The organism is Microcoleus sp. Pol12B4, assembly GCF_036701385.1.
In the GTDB taxonomy this organism is placed as follows: Bacteria; Cyanobacteriota; Cyanobacteriia; order Cyanobacteriales; family Microcoleaceae; genus Microcoleus.
In genome coordinates this window covers 1-20409 of record NZ_JAUBQR010000044.1, presented here as the reverse complement: position 1 = coordinate 20409, position 20409 = coordinate 1, and the positions used below count along the sequence as shown (strand labels likewise).

11 protein-coding genes are annotated in these 20409 nt (G+C 45.6%); 4 read left to right on the top strand and 7 right to left on the bottom strand.

Annotation, left to right across the window (positions count from 1 at the left end; genetic code table 11):
- Positions 1-110 precede the first annotated feature (110 nt).
- Genes QUA38_RS08780 through tyrS form a run of 3 tightly spaced genes read right to left on the bottom strand, consistent with a single transcriptional unit; the run spans position 111 to position 2729 of the window.
- Complete coding sequence (locus tag QUA38_RS08780) at positions 111-707, bottom strand: hypothetical protein (protein ID WP_333160928.1); 597 nt, start codon at positions 705-707, stop codon at positions 111-113.
- Positions 708-743: 36 nt separating this feature from the next.
- Positions 744-1454, bottom strand: a complete 711-nt coding sequence (gene pyrF / locus QUA38_RS08775; protein WP_333160926.1) for an orotidine-5'-phosphate decarboxylase — start codon at positions 1452-1454, stop codon at positions 744-746.
- Between the two features lie 42 nt (positions 1455-1496).
- Positions 1497-2729 carry a tyrosine--tRNA ligase gene (gene tyrS / locus QUA38_RS08770; protein WP_333160955.1) on the bottom strand — a complete coding sequence of 411 codons (1233 nt, stop codon included), beginning with the start codon at positions 2727-2729 and terminating at the stop codon, positions 1497-1499.
- A gap of 303 nt (positions 2730-3032) precedes the next feature.
- On the opposite strand from tyrS, the gene QUA38_RS08765 reads away from it, so the two are divergent.
- Complete coding sequence (locus tag QUA38_RS08765; RefSeq protein WP_333160924.1) at positions 3033-4952, top strand: transglycosylase domain-containing protein; 1920 nt, start codon at positions 3033-3035, stop codon at positions 4950-4952.
- Between the two features lie 85 nt (positions 4953-5037).
- Here QUA38_RS08765 and QUA38_RS08760 read toward each other — a convergent pair whose 3' ends face one another.
- From QUA38_RS08760 to QUA38_RS08750, 3 genes are all read right to left on the bottom strand, one after another.
- On the bottom strand, positions 5038-5361 hold the full coding sequence (locus QUA38_RS08760; RefSeq protein WP_006632589.1) for a DUF1825 family protein: 324 nt from the start codon (positions 5359-5361) through the stop codon (positions 5038-5040).
- 196 nt (positions 5362-5557) lie between these two features.
- Positions 5558-6151 carry a signal peptidase I gene (gene lepB, locus QUA38_RS08755; RefSeq protein ID WP_333160922.1) on the bottom strand — a complete coding sequence of 198 codons (594 nt, stop codon included), beginning with the start codon at positions 6149-6151 and terminating at the stop codon, positions 5558-5560.
- 400 nt (positions 6152-6551) lie between these two features.
- Positions 6552-9029: an ATP-dependent Clp protease ATP-binding subunit gene (locus QUA38_RS08750; RefSeq protein WP_006632591.1), complete on the bottom strand. Its 2478-nt coding sequence runs from the start codon at positions 9027-9029 to the stop codon at positions 6552-6554.
- A gap of 535 nt (positions 9030-9564) precedes the next feature.
- On the opposite strand from QUA38_RS08750, the gene QUA38_RS08745 reads away from it, so the two are divergent.
- The 3 genes from QUA38_RS08745 (at position 9565) to QUA38_RS08735 (ending at position 19556) form a co-directional block, all read left to right on the top strand.
- Complete coding sequence (locus QUA38_RS08745; protein ID WP_333160920.1) at positions 9565-11937, top strand: carotenoid oxygenase family protein; 2373 nt, start codon at positions 9565-9567, stop codon at positions 11935-11937.
- Between the two features lie 136 nt (positions 11938-12073).
- The gene (locus QUA38_RS08740; RefSeq protein WP_333160919.1) at positions 12074-14182 is read left to right on the top strand and encodes a carotenoid oxygenase family protein; all 2109 of its coding nucleotides are present in this window, start codon (positions 12074-12076) and stop codon (positions 14180-14182) included.
- Positions 14183-14285: 103 nt separating this feature from the next.
- A complete protein-coding gene (locus QUA38_RS08735; protein WP_333160918.1) occupies positions 14286-19556 on the top strand; it encodes an AAA family ATPase in 5271 nt (1756 codons plus the stop codon).
- A 97-nt stretch (positions 19557-19653) separates the two neighbouring features.
- Here QUA38_RS08735 and rimI read toward each other — a convergent pair whose 3' ends face one another.
- Positions 19654-20268 carry a ribosomal protein S18-alanine N-acetyltransferase gene (gene rimI, locus QUA38_RS08730; protein WP_445305040.1) on the bottom strand — a complete coding sequence of 205 codons (615 nt, stop codon included), beginning with the start codon at positions 20266-20268 and terminating at the stop codon, positions 19654-19656.
- Positions 20269-20409: the final 141 nt, after the last annotated feature.

The following is a 20409-nucleotide window of genomic DNA, read 5'->3' as shown; positions in this document are numbered from 1 at the left end:
CACAATAAAATTATTTTCTGTCAGGAACAGGCATCTTGCCTGTTCCACAATAAAAATTACTTCATGTGGGGAGTAGGGGTTGGGTGTCTCGCCCGCCCAAAAAATACAATTTAGTTGCGAGACAACTTATTTTTTGCCTGACAATCGCGCAACCACAAACGAATAGCCTCAGCAATTTCGCTTTCACTATCCTGTCCGAAGAAAGGACGCACCTCCGCCACCGTACCATACCTAGAAACAATTTTTACTAACTCCCAGCCGTTCTCAGTTTCAGTGAAAAATAACCAATGATATTGCTCTATCTCGACTGGTTTTTCCCCGCGATAGTGCCGTTCCAAAGTAGTAATGAAAACTTGAATGGCATTTTCAGGAAGTGCATCTTCAAAATTTAAAGGTAACGGTTCAAACTCCGGGCGGCCCGCTAAAATTATTTGAGGCAGCGCGTAACCGGGCGGTGTGTTAGTGTTAGGAGAAAAGTGCGATCGCACAATTACGCGATTAGCATAACTAGGCAAATCTTGCAACAGGCGATCGACCAAAGTTTCTAAATCAGCGGGACCGGGCGCTCTCACTAACAAATCATACCGACTGGCATTCATAGGGTTAGCATGATTTGTTATCAAATTAACTGCCAAAGTCGGAGTTTCTACCGCAGATATTAGCAGATAAACACAGATCAACGCTGATGAAATTTTATCTGTGTTCATCTGTATTTACCTGCGCTTTAAAAAACCTTCATATTGTTATTCAATCTCTTCACAAATACGTGCAAAAGCCGCCGCCGGATCGTCCGAAGCAGTAATTGGCCGCCCAATCACCAGATAATCCGCACCAGCTTTCAAAGCCGCCTTCGGAGTCATCGATCGCTTTTGATCGCCTCCATCGGCCCATTTCGGACGCACACCGGGACAAACTAACACAAAATCATCCCCGCAACTCATTCTTAACTGTTCCACCTCTTGCGGAGAACAAACAGCACCAGCTAAACCCGTTTCCTTAGCCAACAATGCCATGTGCAAAGCAAATTCCGGCAACTCCAAAGGTATTTTCAACTCAAAAGCCAACTGTCGCGAATTCAAACTCGTCAACAGCGTAATTGCAATCAACTTAGGACTCGGTTTATCCACAGCCGCCGCCCCTTCAGTCAAAGCCAACTGTGCCGCTTTCAAAGCATCCTTACCACAAGTAGAATGGATAGTTAATAAATCCACATTATACTTAGCAGCAGCACGACAAGCACCAGCCACAGTATTCGGGATATCGTGAAACTTCAAATCGAGAAAAATCCGCTTTTCCCGCTGTTTTAAAATTTCCAAAATCCCCGGTCCGGAACTCACAAACAGTTCCAAACCTACTTTCCAGAAAGATACATCAGGCAGTTTGTCCAGAAGTGCGATCGCCTCTTCTTGACTCGAAACATCCAAAGCAACAATAATTCGATTATCAGCGTTCATCAGCGTTCATCTTCAGTATTCATCTGCGGTTAAAAAAGAGATTCAAGACACCAATCGCACAAACTTATTCTTCCCAACCTGCAAAACCTTACCGCATAAATCAGCAGGTGATTCAAAAGTAAGATTAACATCAGAAACCCGATCGCCCTCCAACTTCACCCCACCGCCCTGCATCAACTTCCGCGCATCACCGCTGCTTTTACAAAGCCCGCTAGCACTCAGAATATAAAACAACTTAGCCGGAAACTGCACACTTGCCAAAGAAAACTCGGGCACAGCATCAGCTTGTCCTGCAGCACCTTTAACCAGCGCAATTGCATCTTGTTGCGCGCGTTCCGCTGCTTCCGAACCGCGATACTGGCGCACCACATCCAAAGCCAAAAGTTTCTGTTTTTCTCGCGGATTTTCTGGTAATTCATCAAGTGGCAAATCTGTCAATAGTTCAAAATACTGGGCGATCGAACTATCAGCAATTTTCTCCAACTTAGAATACATCGTCAGCGGGTCTTCCGACAAACCCACATAATTGTTCAAAGACTTCGACATCTTCTGCACCCCGTCAGTCCCGATCAAAATCGGCATCAGCAAACCAAACTGCGGTTTCATCCCAAAATGCCGCTGCAAATCTCTCCCCACTGCAATATTAAACTTTTGGTCAGTTCCCCCCAACTCAAGATCAGCTTCCAAAGCCACCGAGTCGTAACCCTGCATTAGTGGATACAGAAACTCATGCAGATAAATCGCATTTTCCTGCTGCATCCTGTTATCAAATCCCTCTTTAGCAAGCATCTGCTGGACCGTCATCGTCCTCAGCAGTTCCAAAATCTTCGCCAAGTCCAATTTCGACAACCACTCGGAGTTGTAGCGAATTTCCAAACGTCCGGGTGTGTCAAAATCTAGAATCGGACGCACTTGGTCTAAATAAGTCTTGGCATTTTCCGCCACTTGTTCGGCTGTCAACTGGCTGCGCGTCTCCGACTTCCCTGTCGGATCGCCAATTCTTGCGGTAAAATCTCCGATGACCAGTACCGCTGTGTGACCAGCATCCTGAAAAGTTCTCAACTTGCGGAAGCAAATGCTGTGTCCCAAGTGAATGTCGGTCCCTGTGGCGTCGATTCCCAGTTTGACTCGCAAAGGTCGATCGACTTTTGCCAGCAGTTGGGCTAAATTTTCGTCAGGGTTGCTAGAATCAGGTCGATCTGGAAAAATCTCGCTGACGCCGCGGTAAAGCGCTGAAAGGTTAGGAGTTATCATCGGGGAGCGATCGTCCATCATATTATTTTGCCAAAGTGCAGCAGAATTAGTTACACTCACTGGTTGACGCATAAAAACATAACTATCAAGCTACTATAATCCCAAAGCTGACCGGCTTTCATTAGCTGACCCCGCCCAAAAACGGATACCAGCCCCCGACAACAGTCGTGGAGATCCCCAAATTTTAGACTCTTGTTCAAACTCCCAGATTCATCTGTGAAATAAATCTAAAATCTAAAATCTAAAATCGACTGACAGTCTCTAGGTTTCGCATCTAAAATTAAAAGTCTTAAACCCCAAATCGAGTGAGGAAGTGAAATCCACGTGTCAACCAACGCAGTCCGCAATAACACGGAAAACTCAGCCCCCGTATTCGAGTTTGTTCAGTCAGTCAGTAAAGTGACCGCCGGAACCATACTCAGCATGACAATGCTTGCCAGTTCCGTAGTCGCTGGTGGACTGGTTGGCTTAGCGATCAGCTTCCGCAATTTGCCAGATGTTCGGATCTTGCAAACCTACTCTCCCACAGAAACTACCCACATTTACGACATCAACGGCAAGCCGCTAGCCAGCATCCACGACGAAGCCAACCGGGATGTCGTACCCCTTGACCAAATCTCCCCGAACCTGAAACGAGCCGTTCTGGCGATCGAAGATAGCAACTTTTTCACCCACAAAGGCATCAACCCCGGCGGGATAGCCCGAGCTCTGATAGTCAACCTAGAGAAAGGTAGAACCGTTGAAGGCGGCTCGACTATGACTATGCAGCTAGTCAAAAACTTGTTTCTTTCTCCCCAGTCAAAATTTAGTCGCAAGGTAGCTGAAGCGGTAATGTCTATCCGCTTGGAGCAAATTCTCAACAAAGACCAAATTCTGCAACTATACCTGAATCAAATCTACTTAGGTCACAACTTGTACGGCGTAGAGACAGCCTCTCGAAGCTATTTCAACAAATCAGCAAGTAATTTGACTCTTGCAGAAGCAGCGATGCTGGCTGGCTTAATTTCTGCCCCCGAAGAATACAGTCCTTTCGTCAATTACAAGTTGGCAAAAGAGCGGCAAATAATCGTTTTAGGCCGCATGAAGGATCTTAAATGGATTACGCCGGCCCAAGAGACTGCTGCCCGCCAGGAAAAAATTAAGCTAGGCAAAATTACCTCTTTTGGTGGCTCTCAAGTTCCTTACGTAACACAAGCCGTAGTCCAGGAACTAACGAGGCGTTTCGGGCGAGATGCCGTGGTTAAGGGAGGAATGCGCGTTCAAACCACGATCGACCTCAAAATGCAGCGCATAGCCGAAGAAACAGTCAAAGCGTGGCACAATCGGCTTTACTACCAAGGGCTGTTTTACGATCGCGAGGAAGGTCAAATTGCCCTAGCCGCCGTCGATCCCCGCACCCACTTCGTCAAAGCAATGGTTGGCGGCGTCGATTACGAAAAGAGTCAGTTCAACCGCGCCATTCAAGCACGCCGTCAGCCCGGATCTTCTTTTAAACCTTTTATCTACTACGCTGCCTTTGCTAGCGGCAAATACAGCCCCGATTCAGTTGTATACGACTCCCCTGTCGGCTACCGCGACGGCGACGGCTACTACTACCCTCAAAACTACGGCGGCGGCTTCTCCGGTGCCGTCAGCATCCGCAGAGCTTTGGAAGTATCTCTGAACATTCCCGCCGTCAAGCTTGGCCAAGAAGTCGGATTGAATAAAGTGATTGAGATTTGCCGCGTGCTCGGCATCAGAAGTCCGATGGAACCGGTGATTTCTTTGCCCTTGGGTGCCGTTGACCTAACTCCTTTAGAAATGGCCGGAGCTTTTGCTACCTTCGCCAACAACGGCTGGCATTCTGACACCACGTTTATCGTGCAAGTCACTGACAGCAGTGGCAACGTCTTGCTCGACAATACGCCCAAACCCAAATTAGTTCTCAATTCCTGGGCGGCGGCATCTGTCAACAGCGCCCTGCAAGGGGTAATTAACAACGGAACAGCAAGGGCTGCTCAACTTGGCCGGCCGGCTGCTGGGAAAACTGGTACAACTTCCTCAGAACGGGATATCTGGTTTGTGGGTTACGTGCCGCAGTTGTCGGTGGCTGTTTGGATGGGCAACGACAATTATAGACCGATGAGCTACGGTGCTACTGGCGGTACTATTGTCGCCCCTGTTTGGCGCGATTTTATGAGCCAAGCGTTGGAAGGCGTTCCCGCAGAAAGTTTCAAACCTGCTTCATCTTTTGAGCGGCCTTAATTATCAGTCATTAGTTATTGGGCATTGGGCATTGGGCATTGGGAATACTTTCTTTTTTTTCCTTCTTCCTTCTTCCTTCTGCTCACTAGGATTGTTTTTCCAGCTCAGATTTCATCCGCTCCAGGGTTGAGTTCATTTGCTCAAACATCTGCTGGGGCGTGATGCCAAATTGATTGAGCTGTGTTTTTAACTGCTCTACAGTCATCTGAGCCATGAAGTCCTCCGACAGCTCAAAGCGCTTCATAAAAATACGGTAGCGCTCCATCATTGATTCCATCTGAGCGATGAACATTTTCTTGCCTTCGCGATCGAATTTTCCGTAATTGCCACCTAGTTTGATGAGAGATTGATAGTCTTCAAACAACAGCTTGGCTTCTTGCTGAACAATTTCTGAATCAAAAAATCCCATAGCTTTCCTAATTTTTTAATATTCTACTAATTTTGATCTAGGCGAGAAATCCCGCTGCTTTTTCTACTATTTTATCAGTTGCCGGAGGAAGTCCCTACCCCTTAAGGCGCAAGAATAAGTAGAAATTTCCGTACAGCATAAGGGATGGGCATTGGGCATTGAGCTGGCGATGACAACAGTCAACTGTCAACTGACTTCAAACTTGACCGATGCGTTCTAGAGGCCAAAACCGCACTATAGCGCGGCCGATGATGTTCTGCTTAGGTAAAAATCCCCACCTGCTGGAGTCGTTGCTGTTGTTGCGGTTGTCTCCCATCACAAAGTATTCATTTTCTGGGACGCGATAAGGCCCCCACTGGTATTTAGGAGGTTCAGCAATATATTTTTCGTCGAGGGGTTTATCGTTGAGATAAACTAAACCTTTTTTAACGGCGACGGTTTGACCCGGTAAGCCAATTACCCGCTTGATGAATGCTTGGTCTTGGGTAAAGCCTTGTTCTTGCAACTTTGCGGGAGGGGCAAATACTACGATGTCGCCAGTTTTTGGAGGATCGAGGTAGTAGGAGATTTTTTCGACTACGACCCGATCGCCCACGTGCAGAGTGGGTACCATAGAATCTGAGGGTATGTAGCGCGGTTCGGCGACCAAGGCTCGAATCACTATTGCTAAACTCAAAGCAATAATCACTATCTGAAGATTTTCTCGCTGTGACTTCCACGCTTTCTGCCACCAGCTTTCAGGCGGATTTTCTGCTACTTCTGTACCCAAATTCTTTTTTTCAGATGTCATGAAAGTCCTCGCTAAATAGTTGCCACTAATTATCTAATTAAGCTCGCTCAGCATTTAAATTGCATCTCTACAAATTATCAAATCATGAGCGGGCTGCACACGCGAACCTGCCCAAAATATACAATTTAAATGCAGTACAGCTTACCATTGAAGTATGTCGCTGTTAATTACTAGACGTGAAGTGCAGGCATTTGCAAGCAACCTTGAAAAGCATCTGTGTTGCATCTGCGGTTTCCCCTATCAATCAAAGATTTATGCAATAAGTCTCCTGTTGATATTAACTCATAAAAAAGGCAGAGAATTTAAATTCTCTACCTTTTTTATGTGAGGATTTTGAGTTGTTTGCGATTACGAGATTGGTTATTTCCAAACTTAACTCGCGATCGCACACAACTCAAACTTACTCAGCGCCTTGGGGCAGCAATTCCCGCTTTTGACCTTGCAGCACCTTAACAATTCCGTCCTCGCCCACATCCACAACAGCGGTGTCGCCGTCTTTGATGCGGCCAGAAAGGATTTCCTCAGCCAAGCTGTCTTCCAGCAAGCGCATAATGGCGCGGCGCAGGGGTCGGGCTCCGTAGCTGGGGTTGTAGCCTTCTTCTACCAGCCGTTCTTTGAATTTTTCGGTCACTTCCAGGGTGATTCCCTGTTCTGTCAAACGACCGAACACTTCTTTGAGCATGATGACTGCAATTTCCTTGACTTCTTCCTTGTTCAACTGGCGGAAGACGATAATTTCGTCCAGTCGGTTGAGGAATTCGGGGCGGAAGTAGTTTTTGAGCTCTTCGTTAACCAAAGAACGAATGCGGTTGTAATTAGCATCGGCTTGGTTGTCGCTGAACTCGAAACCGAGACCGCCGCCACCTTTTTCAATCACCTTAGAACCGATGTTTGAGGTCATAATTAGCAGCGTGTTTTTGAAGTCCACGGTGCGACCTTTGGCATCTGTTAAGCGGCCGTCTTCCAATATTTGCAACAGCATATTGAAGACATCGGGGTGGGCTTTTTCGATTTCGTCGAACAGCACGACGGTGTAAGGACGGCGGCGGACTGCTTCTGTGAGTTGGCCGCCTTCGTTGTAGCCGACGTAGCCCGGAGGGGAACCGATGAGTTTGGAGACGGTGTGCCGTTCCATGTACTCCGACATATCCAGCCGAATCATCGCATCTTCCGAACCGAAGAAGTAGCCGGCTAGGGCTTTGGTGAGTTCGGTTTTGCCGACGCCTGTGGGCCCGGAGAAGATGAAACTGGCGATCGGGCGATTGGGATTTTTCAAGCCAACGCGAGCGCGACGGATGGCGCGGGAAACGGCTTTCACTGCTTCTTCCTGGCCGATCAAGCGCTGGTGCAAGGTATCTTCCATGTGCAGCAGCTTTTCGGATTCGGATTCGGTCAGTTTGTTGACCGGGACGCCCGTCCAGCTTGCCACGATTTGAGCGATATCTTCTTCGGTGACTACTGGCGATGGGTCGGTTTCGCCAGTGCGGGCCGAGTCGGTTTTTTTGGCTTGAGAAATTGCGCGAATTTCGGCTTTGATGGTCATTTCCCGATCGCGCAATTCGCCGGCTTTGTCAAAGTCTTGAGAACGCACCGCTTCGTCTTTATCTTTGAGGACTTGGCGCAGTTCTTTGTCAAGTTCTTTGGCTGCGGGGGGCAGTTGGGAGTTGATCAGGCGAACTCTCGAACCAGCTTCGTCTACCAAGTCAATTGCTTTGTCTGGGAGGAAGCGATCGGAGATGTAACGATGCGAGAGTTTGGCTGCGGCTTCCAGGGCCGTGTCCAAGATTTTCAGCTTGTGGTGCTGTTCGTAGCGTTCCCGCAGACCGAAGAGAATCTCGATCGTCTCGTCAACGGTGGGTTCACCGACCATAACGGGCTGGAAGCGCCGTTCTAGGGCTGCATCGCGCTCGATGTGCTTGCGGTACTCGTCGAGGGTCGTAGCACCGATACACTGGAGCTCGCCTCTAGCCAAAGCCGGCTTGAGAATGTTCGCTGCGTCGATCGCCCCTTCAGCCGCACCTGCACCGATCAAAGTGTGCACTTCGTCAATCACCAAAATCACGTTACCCGCTGTGCGGATTTCGTCCATGATTTTTTTGAGGCGTTCCTCAAATTCGCCCCGGTATTTGGTACCGGCAACGAGCAAGCCGATGTCGAGGGTAACAACGCGCTTTTCTTCGAGGATGTCTGGGATGTCGTTGTTAGCGATGCGTTGGGCTAGGCCTTCGGCGATCGCCGTTTTGCCGACTCCGGGTTCGCCGATGAGTACCGGGTTATTTTTGGTGCGGCGACCGAGGATTTGAATTACCCGTTCGATTTCTTTTTGGCGTCCGACTACTGGGTCTAGTTTGCCATCGACCGCCATTTGAGTCAGGTTGGCGCCGAATTCATCGAGGGTTGGGGTTTTGGTGCGGGCACCGCCGCCAGTCGCTGCGACTTCTGCGGTTTCTCCCAGCATCCGAATCACTTGGGTGCGGACTTTCGACAAGTCTACTCCCAGGTTTTCCAAGACTCTGGCCGCTACTCCTTCACCTTCGCGGATCAGGCCCAGCAGCAGGTGTTCGGTACCGATGTAGTTGTGTCCGAGTTGGCGAGCTTCTTCTAGGGATAGTTCTAGAACCCGCTTGGCGCGAGGGGTGAACGGAATTTCGACTGCTACGAAGCCGGAACCGCGCCCGATGATTTTTTCCACTTCAATCCGAGCGTCTTTCAGGTTGACGCCCATTGATTTGAGGACTTTAGCTGCCACCCCGGTTCCTTCACCGATCAGACCCAGGAGGATCTGTTCTGTCCCTACGAAGTTGTGACCCAGGCGGCGAGCTTCTTCCTGGGCCAACATGATTACTTTTATTGCTTTTTCTGTGAAGCGTTCAAACATGATTTATTCCCATCACCTGCTGCTATGTGCCCGTTTCGAGGTCACGCTCGCACAACGAGCGTTTGTGTTCGAGAGTTAACTCGTACTGCTTATTCTAGCGCGACACTCCCAACCTATCTGCCGCACTCGGCTGCGGTTGCAGATTCCAGGCTCATGTTGCAGGGTGGCTTTCAACTGGGAAGACCCAAATGGTGGCTGACCTACAACCTCCCCTAGACTGCAAGAAGATTGCTCTTCTCGGCCCGTGCCCAACCTACGACTGCGTATTGATGGATTCTAGCATAATCTTTGTGATGTTAAGTCTATTAATCTGCTAGGAGGGGCGATCGGTAGTTAACTTGAGATTGCTTGAAATTCTGTTGTTATATCATCTCCGGTCGATTACTCGCGATCGAGATAGTCAGTCATGTCCCTTTAAGTTAGCAAATTTAGAGGACTAAAGTCCTCACTACAAACCTTTAGCAGCCGATATAAAAATTAATTTTCAACTCACAATAAAGTACAATATAACCATAAATTAATCCTAGGTATGAAAATGGGCGAATCTGTTGGGCAGAACTTTCCATCTGCCATCCTAACCGCATGCAGGCAAGAGCTGAATGCGAGCGAACTCGAAGTAATTGAAGGAAAATTACCAGAGGATTTACAAGGTCACCTGTTCTTATTAGCTTCTGCAGGCTTTGCTGACTCTAAACCATTAGCAGGAACTCCACTTGTTCTGCCCTCTATTGACGGTTCACCAGTGATTAATGGCGATGGCATGATATTCCGATTGGATTTTCAGAAAAAGGTGGACCGCGACGATCGACAGCCCACTCCCGGTAAAGTATGGTTAAGTACAAAAATTGCCGGAACGCCTTCTCAAGTAGCCGATCGCGCTATCTTTAATAGCAAAGAAAACAACCAAAACCCAGAATTTGAGCAATTTCATTTTTTCAACTTGGGCGTGGCGCGACTATCTGAATGGCTGGGAGTTCGCAACGTGGTGAATACTGCATGGTTGCCGATGAAATTTCCAGGGGAAAATACCCGTATACTGGTGACTTTAGATGCCGGTCGTCCCTACGAAATCGATCCGGTTTCCCTAGAAGTTGTGACGGCGGTTGGATGGAACAAAGAATGGATTCCCCAAATGGAGTTGAGGTTGCCTTTTGGGTTGATTATGACTACGGCTCATCCTTACTTCGATCCGCGAGCAAAGGACGAAAACGATCGAGCTAAACCAGTCACTTTTACAGTGAATTATAGCAAGACATTCAAGACAATGCTTGCGCCGATTTTTGAGTACGAGGCAGAAAAAGAGGTGGAAAAAATTGCTGCCAACTTGAGAGAATTTTTGCAAAATCTGAAAAGCCTTTTGCAATTCATAGAAGGCGCGATCGCTTGCATCAATAAATGGGAACAAAAACTGCCAATTCTCAAACTAATCCATAAATTTTCCCGCACCGCCATCTCAAGTAAGCTGTTGTTAGAAAACGACTTAGTGCTAACTGCCAGTCACCGAGATTTAAAAAATTTTAGTCGCGAAATAAAACAACTTATAATTGACGAAATTCATTCAGTCGATCGGTTGGAGAACTTACAAGTAGAATTGCAAGATTTTATACAATTACTCAACTTAGGTTTGCAATTTCTGGGAGACTTAATCAATATTCCCAACCTCACTTATTTGATTCGGTGGGATGGTCAAGGAGATTTCGAGCGCTGGAAGCTAATTAACCCCGATGGAACGCCAGTTACCATCCAACAAACCATTCACCAAATTGGCGTTACCCAAGATTATGTCGTGCTGATGGACACTTCCTTGAAAATCGGACTGGCTCAACTGGTTACCCTCAAAAATAAAAAGTTCGATCGGTCAGTTAGAAAGCTACTCGACTATCCACAATTGCCCTACAGCAGCATCTATATTATCCCTCGCGCTGCGCTCAAAGAAGGAGAGCGTCCAGCCAACAACCAATCCCAAGAAAAAACAGTAGTCGCTCAAAAACTGGTTATCCCCCGCGAAGGATTTCACTTTGTGGTTGACTATGAAAATCCCGAAGATAAAATTACTCTCTATGCGCTCCATGCTTGTGCTTGGGATGTGGCTGAGTGGATGCGCCCAACCGATTTCCCCTTAACAGATAACCCCCGTCCTCCCTTGGGGATGTTGGTGGATGGCATGGATATCAATCAAGTGGGACGCTACGAGATTGATGGCAAAACGGGCAAATTGCTGGCGGAACCTCGATTAACTTACAATCTCGATTACACTTGGGCAACCGGACTGTGTACGTACAGCGACACCAAACAAAATGATGAGTGGTTGCCTCCTCAAACTTTTGACAATATTTACTTGAACTCTTACGGCGCTTGGAAGGATTTGCTCTCGGATTTTATTTACGATTTGTACAAAGATTACAAGTATCGGGAAATTCCTGCCGATATCATGCGGGAAATTAGCGCTCATGGCAAACGGGCAGCAATTTCCCGACTGGATACCCACAAAATGGAACTGCTCGATAACTACCAGTTCCCGCCCGGATACTTTGCCAATTCGATACAGTTCGTACCTCGCCACCAAGGGAAGGGGGATTCCACCGATGGTTACATAGTTTGTACCGTCAACTACAACCCCGATCCTTGCAACCGCCTAAAATCTGGTAAGAGCGAAATCTGGATTTTTAATGCTAACGAACTCCATAAAGGGCCAGTGTGCAAACTCGCTCATTCCCTACTCAGTTTTGCTTTCAGTACCCATACAGTTTGGTTGCCAGAAATGGCACCTCGCAATAGTAACTACTCCATTCCAGTGCGGGAGGATTTTCAACCATTGGTGGATCGAATTGCTCCCCATCGACCAGAAATCCAAACCCGAATTCAGAAACTGTTCGATGAGGAAATTTATCCTCAATTCCCACAATAATTAGGATTAATCGCGACGATTTGAGAAACCAGGTTGCTATCTAGTTATCTAATTTTTCAAACAACGATTTTTCCGAGAAACCAGGTTTCTTTGCTTAAGTTATGAATCATTCTCAAATATCATATCCAAACGCAAAATGATGCCCACTCAAAATCAATTTACTAAATCTAACGATGCGACCTGTTCGCCCCCCGTTCCCGAATCGGTGATGACATCCACCCGCGAGGAATTCAACAACATCCAACTGAAAAAAATTTGGGGAGAATTGCCCAACGACTTGCAAGGTCACGTCTTTATTGCCGCCCCCAACGGTTCGGTTAACTCAAATCTTCCGTATGGAGATGGCGATTCAATTGTCAATGGGGATGGCACGATTTACCGCCTGGACTTCGATCGACCTGGTGAAGTGCGGTTGTCTTCAAAACTGGTCAAGCCCCCTTGTTACTATGCAGACGATGCCACAAAACTGGGCACGCAGTACCAAAAGTATCAGTTTAACAATCACGGGATGGGACGGTTCTCGACATCCCTGGGACTGCGGAACCAGTTAAATACGGCATTTCTGCCGATGAGATTTGCACCGGATGAGAGCGATCGCTTGCTGATCTGTTGGGATGGCGGTCGTCCCTACGAAGTCGATCCGGTAAGTCTGGAAGTAGTAACCCCAATGGGTTCCAACCAAGAGTGGCGTCCGGAAGCCAAAACGCCCTTGAAGTTTATTTTCAATCCGGTAATGAGTTCGGCCCACCCCTATTTCGATCCTTGGGCAAAGGACGAGAAAGGACGCGATCGCCCCGTTGCCTTTACAGTCAATTACGGTAAATCCCTGGCAACCATCCTCAAAAGTATCCCTTGTCCCTTAACTCCAGGCAAACTGCTGCGCCCGATCGACAGTATCTTCGGCTGGTTTGCCGAGTTTCTGGAAGCCGATAAAATTCAGAAGGGATTTTGGAGCGAATTCTTCCAATGGCTGTGGCAGTTGTTGCTTTGCCCTATTAGTTGGTTGGCCAAAATCTTCGCCAAAATGGATGATTTTGTCTACCTTATTTCCTGGGATGGTAAGAACGACCTGGAACGATGGAATATTGTTCAAGAAAATGGTTCGCCGATGAAGATTTCCCAAACCATGCACCAGATTGGAGTGACAGAAAAATATGTGCTGTTAATGGATACAGCCTTCCAGTTTGGCTTAGGACAAATTATCAACAATCCCTTGCCAAAAAGCCCTGGTTTGGAACGATTTTTGCGCGCTCTACTGACAACTCCACAACTTCCCGATACGGTACTTTATATCATCCGTCGCGCCGATCTCAAATGCGATCCGAATCCAGCAAAACGAGAGCCACAAGTGAAGGTAAAAGCGCGAAAAGTAGTCATTCCTCGCGAAGCAATTCACTTTTTGGAAGATTATGAAAATCCAGACAATCGGATCGTTCTTCACATCGGTCATGTCTGTGCTTGGGAGGGTGCTGAATGGGTACGCAATTACGATCGATTTGCTAACACTTCTGAACCTATTCCAGATCGCGTGCATGGGATGATTAGCGAGGAGATGGATATCAGTTATGTGGGGCGTTATATCCTCGATGGCGAGACGGGAGAAATTCTGCAACAAGATGCGATCCGGGATTTTACTTGTACCTGGGGAATTGCCTTTTATACCTACCGTCCCGACCCGCAAACGGGCATGATGCCTGCAAAACTGGATAATATTTACTGGACTTCTTTAGGTTTGTGGAACGAAACGCTGACGAATTTTCTGTTTCACCTCACTAAGGACTATCCTTACCGTACCGTTTCTCCGTCAGATCTGCTACTTTATGGCGATGAGGGAGTGCCGCCTTGCTTGTTCCGAGTCAGTACGGGAGAAGCTGAGATTGCTATTAGCGATCGCTACCAGTTTCCCGAAGGTTACATGGTCAATTCGATCCAATTCGTTCCCTGCAAAGCTGCGGACAGCAGTTCGACAAAAGGTTATATTGTTTGTATGGTGTTCTTGCCCACCAGCCATGAAATCTGGATTTTTGATGCAGAAAACCTCGCCCAAGGGCCTGTATGCAAGCTTAACCATCCCTGCCTTAAATTTGGATTTACAACTCACGCGACCTGGTTGCCCAAAATTGCTACTAGGACAGCTAGTTACAATGTAGAGGTGCGTCAGGACTACGAATCTTTAGTCAAAGCTAAGAATAATCCTCAAATTGAGCAGATGTTTGAAAATGAAGTGTATCCGCACTTCTCTTAAATCAGCCACCTGTTATCGAACAGTGCCCGAAAACCCTGTGTCATCAAAAGACCAGGGTTTTCCAACACCGGATATCTCAATACCAACTAGGAAAAACCTCATCATGTTCGTCATTTCAGGATACAAAACTCTCGAAACTATTTACACGGGTGAAAAAACTGTTGTTGTTCGAGGAATCAAACCTCCAGAACAACAAGTTATTCTAAAAATTTTGAATCTTGAATATCCAACACCCGCCGAAATTGCCAAATTTAAGCACGAATACGAGATTGTCAAAAATTTGCAGATTGAGGGAATTGTCAAACCAGATAGTTTAGAAATCCAGCAGAATACATACGTTCTGGTTATGGAAGATTTTGGCGGTCAATCTTTGTCCAGCGCGATCGCCAGGAATCCCATCGATTTAATTACTTTCCTTTCCATTGCCATTCGCCTGTCAGAAATTCTAGGAGAGTTGCATCATAATCATATTATTCACAAAGATATTAAACCTCAAAATATTATTGTTAATTTAGAAAAAAATATTATTAAAATAGCAGATTTTGGGATTGCTTCAAAGCTTTCCAAGCAAACGCAAAATATTAGCAATTCCAATTTAGTTGAAGGGACGCTCGCTTATATTTCTCCGGAACAAACGGGGCGGATGAATCGCTCGATCGACTATCGTACTGACTTTTATTCGTTAGGGGTTACATTTTATCAAATGCTGACTGGACGGTTGCCATTTGAAAGCGAAGACCCCATGGAATTAGTTCACAGTCATATTGCTAAACAACCCGTCCCCCCAAAAAAAGTCAAAAGTGAAAATTCAATTTTCATCCCGCCAGCAGTTTCCGATATTGTGATGAAGTTGCTGGCTAAAACCGCAGAAGATCGATACAAAAGCGCCTTGGGCTTAAAAGCAGATTTAGAAACCTGTCAGGAAATGCTGCGAAGTCAAGGTAAGATTTCAGCGTTTCCTCTGGGAAGACAAGATGTTTCGGTTCAGCTACAAATTCCTCAAAAGCTCTACGGGCGCGAAGCAGAAGCAGCCGCATTACTGGCAGCATTTGAACGGGTTATCAGCTATTCTAGAAGCGAATTTGTTATCGTTTCTGGATATTCAGGGATTGGCAAATCATCTCTAATTAATGAAGTCCAAAAACCCATAGTTGAAGCGCGAGGATATTTTATATCGGGCAAATTTGACCAGTTTAAGCGGAATATTCCCTACGCTGCTTTGATTCAAGCATTCCAGGAATTAGTGCGACAACTGCTGACGGAAAGCTCAGAAAAAATCGAAATTTGGCAAGAAAAAATTTTAGAGGCGGTTGGTACTAACGGTCAGGCGATCGTTGATGTCATTCCAGAAGTCGAACTTATTATAGGCCATCAAGCTAGCCTACCCGAACTAGAACCAGCAGAAACTCAAAACCGCTTTAACTTGGTATTTCAACAATTTGTTAACGTTTTTACCAGGAAGACACATCCTCTGGTTTTATTGGTGGACGATTTACAGTGGGCAGATGTGGCATCTTTGAAGTTAATTAAACTGCTGATGGCAGAGTTAGATAACCGATATTTACTATTAATAGGTGCTTATCGAGATAATGATGTAAGTCCGACTCATCCGTTGATGGAAACATTGGAGGAAATTAAAAAAAATAGGGCAACAATTGAGGCGATCGCACTCCAAACTTTGAACATCGATCACATCAACCAATTAATTGCCGAAACTTTCAACGAGTCCAGCGATCGCACCCAATCTTTAGCTGAACTACTGCTGGAAAAAACTGGTGGCAATCCTTTCTTCTTAACCCAGTTGCTGGAATCATTATATCGAGATGATTTGATATCATTTGACCTGCGGCAAGGAAAATGGCAGTGGGATGTCGAGCAACTGCAAGCGATCGTCATTACCGATAATGTAGTCGATTTAATGACGAGCAAAATTCAAAAACTCGCCGAAACAACGCAGCAGGCAATAAAATTAGCCGCTTGTATTGGCAACCAATTCGATCTAGAAGTTCTTTCAGTCGTAAGTGAAAAATCTCCAACGGTGATAGCGAACCAGTTATGGGATGCACTTCAGGAAGGTCTAATTCTTCCCTTGAGCGATGATTATCTGTTACCCATGCTCGCCAGCGCCTCGGAAACAACACCCACAGGCAATACCAAGTCAATCTTCTACAAATTTTTACACGATCGCGTTCAACAAGCTGCTTATACTCTCATCCCCAACGCGCAGAAAAAAGCAGTACATTTGAAAGTCGGTCAACTACTATTGCAGAATACCACACTAGAAGAAAGAGGCGAAAAAATCTTCGATATTGTCAACCAATTGAACATCGGTGCTGAGTTAATAGAGGAGCAATCGGCAAGAGACGAACTCGCACAACTCAATCTGATCGCCGGCCGCAAAGCCAAAGCTGCAACTGCTTACGAACATGCTGTAAGGTATTTAAATGCTGGGTTAGAACTCCTGTCCTCTGATAGCTGGGACTGTCAATACGACTTAACTTTTAATCTTTATGTATCTGCCGTGAGGGGCGAATATTTAAATGCCAATTTCGAGCGGTCTGCAATGCTTGCCCAGACAGCGCTACAACAAGTAAAAACGGTTTTAGAAGCAACGCGCCTGTACGACTTAAAAATTAAGTTGTATCTGTCTAAAAACGAAATGAAATTGGCATTAGAAACTGGGATTCAAGGTTTAGCAAGGTTAGGAATATCTGTAGAGCAACAAATACCGCAACAAGTCTCGATCGAGACTTTGAAACACCTGCCACAGATGACCGATCCCTATAAAATCGAGGCAATGAGGCTGTTAAATACCATCATCTCACCAGCGTTTATTGCCGAACCTTCCCTAGTCCTGCCAATTATCACGACTATGATGGCAATTTCTAGGGAGTATGGGAATTCTGCCTTGGCAATTTATCCCTATGGTCTTTATGGCCTGATTCTGTCTGGAGCAATGGGAGACATAAAGGCTGGATATGAATTTGGTAAACTGGCAATGAGTTTGTTGGATAAATTTGATGCTCAAGAATTTAAATGTAAAGTTTACCATCTATTTAGCACTTGTATTCTGCCTTGGAATCAGCCGATTCGAGAAACTTTCGATCTGACACAACAAGCCATTCAAAGCGGAATGGAAACAGGAGATTTAGACTATACTTGTTATGCAACAATGTATAGTTGTTTACATTTATTCTTAAGTGGAAACAAACTGGAATATGTAATAGAAAAGCAAGGTAAATATATTGAATTAATTGCTAGGCTTGAACAAGAGTTTCCTCTCTATTATGTCCGCATATGGAAACAGATTGCCTTAAATTTAAGCGGAGATTCTTCAGAGCCATGTCAGTTGACAGGCAGTAGTTTTGATGAAGAAAAACTGCTACCGAGATTGCTAGAACTTAATAATATTCAATCGCTGTTTTCCTTCTATTTTGGCAAAGCGATGCTTTATTATTTATTTAGGAATTTCGTCCGTTCCGTAGAAAATTCTGCCTTAGCAATCCAATATGCAGAACCCGTCGTCACTACAATGATCTACAGCGATAGCAATTTTTACTATTCTCTGGCATTGTTAGCTCTATATCCGGATTTGGAAACGTCTGAGCAAGCAGAAACGATCGATATCGTCATAGAAAATCAGCAAAAAATGGAGAAATGGGCCTTCCATGCTCCAGCGAATTATCGTCATAAATACGAATTAGTAGAAGCCGAAAAAGCGCGAGTCTTGGGGGAACCGCTCAAAGCGATGGAGTATTACGATCGCGCGATTCAATCTGCCAGAGCATCAGGATACATTAATAATGAAGCGATCGCCAACGAATTAGCAGCAGAATTTTATTTGGGGATGGGACGAGAAAAAGTAGCTCGCACCTACCTGAATGATGCTCACTACGGCTATATTTGCTGGGGTGCTCAAGCAAAAGTAACAGATTTGGAATCCAGATATCCTCAATTATTTACTCGAAGTGGAAACGAAAATATTAGTATTCACACAACCGCCACCTCATCGAGTACCAGAACCATACAACTACTAGATTTAGACACAGTATTGAAAGCTGCCCAGGCAATTTCCAGCGAAATAATTTTGGAAAAATTGTTGGAAAAATTGATGGAACTAGCCCTCGCCAATGCTGGCGCACAAAAAGGTTTCCTGATGTTATCAAACAACAATATATTAAAGATTGAAGCTAAAGTAGAGCTTGATAGGCAAGTAGAAGTATTGCAATCTTTGCCGGTAGAAAGCAGCGATAATTTGCCCCTAACTTTGGTCAATTATGTTGCCAGAACCAAGGAAAATATTGTTTTAAATAATGCCAGTAACGAAGGGAGATTTATTACAGATCCTTACATCGTCAAGTACCAACCAAAGTCTATCTTATGTGCTGCGATCGTCAACCAGGGTAAACTGATTGGCCTGTTATACTTAGAAAATAATCTCGTCTCAGGAGCCTTTACGCAAAACCGTTTAGAAATCGCTAAAGTTCTATCTTCTCAATCTGCTGTTTCTATTGAAAATGCCCTACTTTATCGTACCTTAGAAGATAAAGTAAAAGAACGTACCGTCCAACTGGCTCAAGCTAATGCAGAAATTATCGATCTCAATCAAAAACTTAAAGCTGAAAATATTAGGATGGGTGCTGAGTTGGATGTCACCAAGCAACTGCAACAGATGATTTTACCCAACCAGTCAGAATTAGAGGCAGTTGAAGGATTAGAAATTGCTGGATTTATGGAACCGGCTGATGAAGTTGGCGGTGACTACTACGACGTGTTGCAACAGGATGGCAAAGTCACCATTGGCATTGGTGATGTAACTGGGCACGGTTTAGAAAGTGGCGTTTTAATGATTATGGTGCAAACAGCAATTCGCACTTTGTTGGCGCACCGCGAAACCGATCAAATTAAATTATTGCAGACAGTGAACCAAACGCTTTTTGACAACGTAGAGCGCATGAATTCTGGTAAAAACATGACCCTTTGTTTGCTGGAATATCAAGACAATACCCTGCGTCTGAGCGGACAGCACGAAGAGATGATTTTGGTGCGTTGCAGCGGCGAAGTAGAGCGAATTGATACTATGGATTTAGGCTTTCCGATCGCCTTGGAAGCCGATATTGCCGATTTCATTGCTTCTACTGAAATACAGTTAAATTGCAGGGATGTTGTCGTACTCTACACAGATGGAATTACTGAAGCTTTTAATATGGAGAAGGCGCAATACGGTATCGAGAGATTAATTGAAGTTATTGCTCTTAATAGGGAACACTCAGCAGCCGAAATCAAGCAAGCTGTAGTTGACGACCTGCGACGATACATCGGGAAACAAAAAGTATTTGATGACATTACTTTGGTAGTAATCAAACAGAAGTAATCCCTATTCCGGGTTTACTATCCCCTTCAGAAACATTTGAACAATATAGCACCGATTAACACAGCATATTAGTGTATCGCTTTCTCGTCCCTACAACTCAAAACTCAAAAGTATCGATCGCCAAATGCCAGTTTTTCTGATGCAGTCGATCGCAACTTTGGACTTTTTCAACCGCCAAATATTGCTGAAATTCTGGTTTTTCTATGCCACTGCGCCACATTACCAGAGCATCTTCTCCGGTGTCTTCGTAGTAACGTTTGCGCCGTCCAGCTTCTTTAAAACCAAATTTTTTGTACAGTGACACTGCTGCTAAATTAGATTCCCGCACTTCTAAGGTTGCCCGTTCTAATTGTCTATAGTGAGCCTTTTTTAGTAAAGCCCAAAGCAGAGCTTGTCCTAAACCCTGACCTTGAAAGCGAGGATGAATTGCCAAAATTGTAATATGAGCTTCTTCTAGAATTGCCCACAGGCAACCCAAACCGATCAGGATTGGGGGAATCTGTAGGGGCGGTACCCCCGTGTCGGCCAGGTTTCGAGCTGATTTGCCGACATCGGTTTCCGATGACCACAAACCCAGTAAATCGCTGTTAGGACTGCCTAACTCACGCCCATAGCCTTCTAAAGTCCATAGTCCGCCAAAACAGAGCCGATCGAGTTCGACTGCACTGTTGAGGTCTTCGGTGGTGAGATGTTTAATTTGTAGAAAACGCACGGCTGTAAATTGTACACTGGAAAACACAGTAGCGATTAGCTGTTTGTTGCTAGTTTTGAGTCACGACTCACAAGTCTCCAGACATTAGTCTACTGCCAACGACCAATGACTGCTGATTAATGACTGCCGACTGCTGACTGC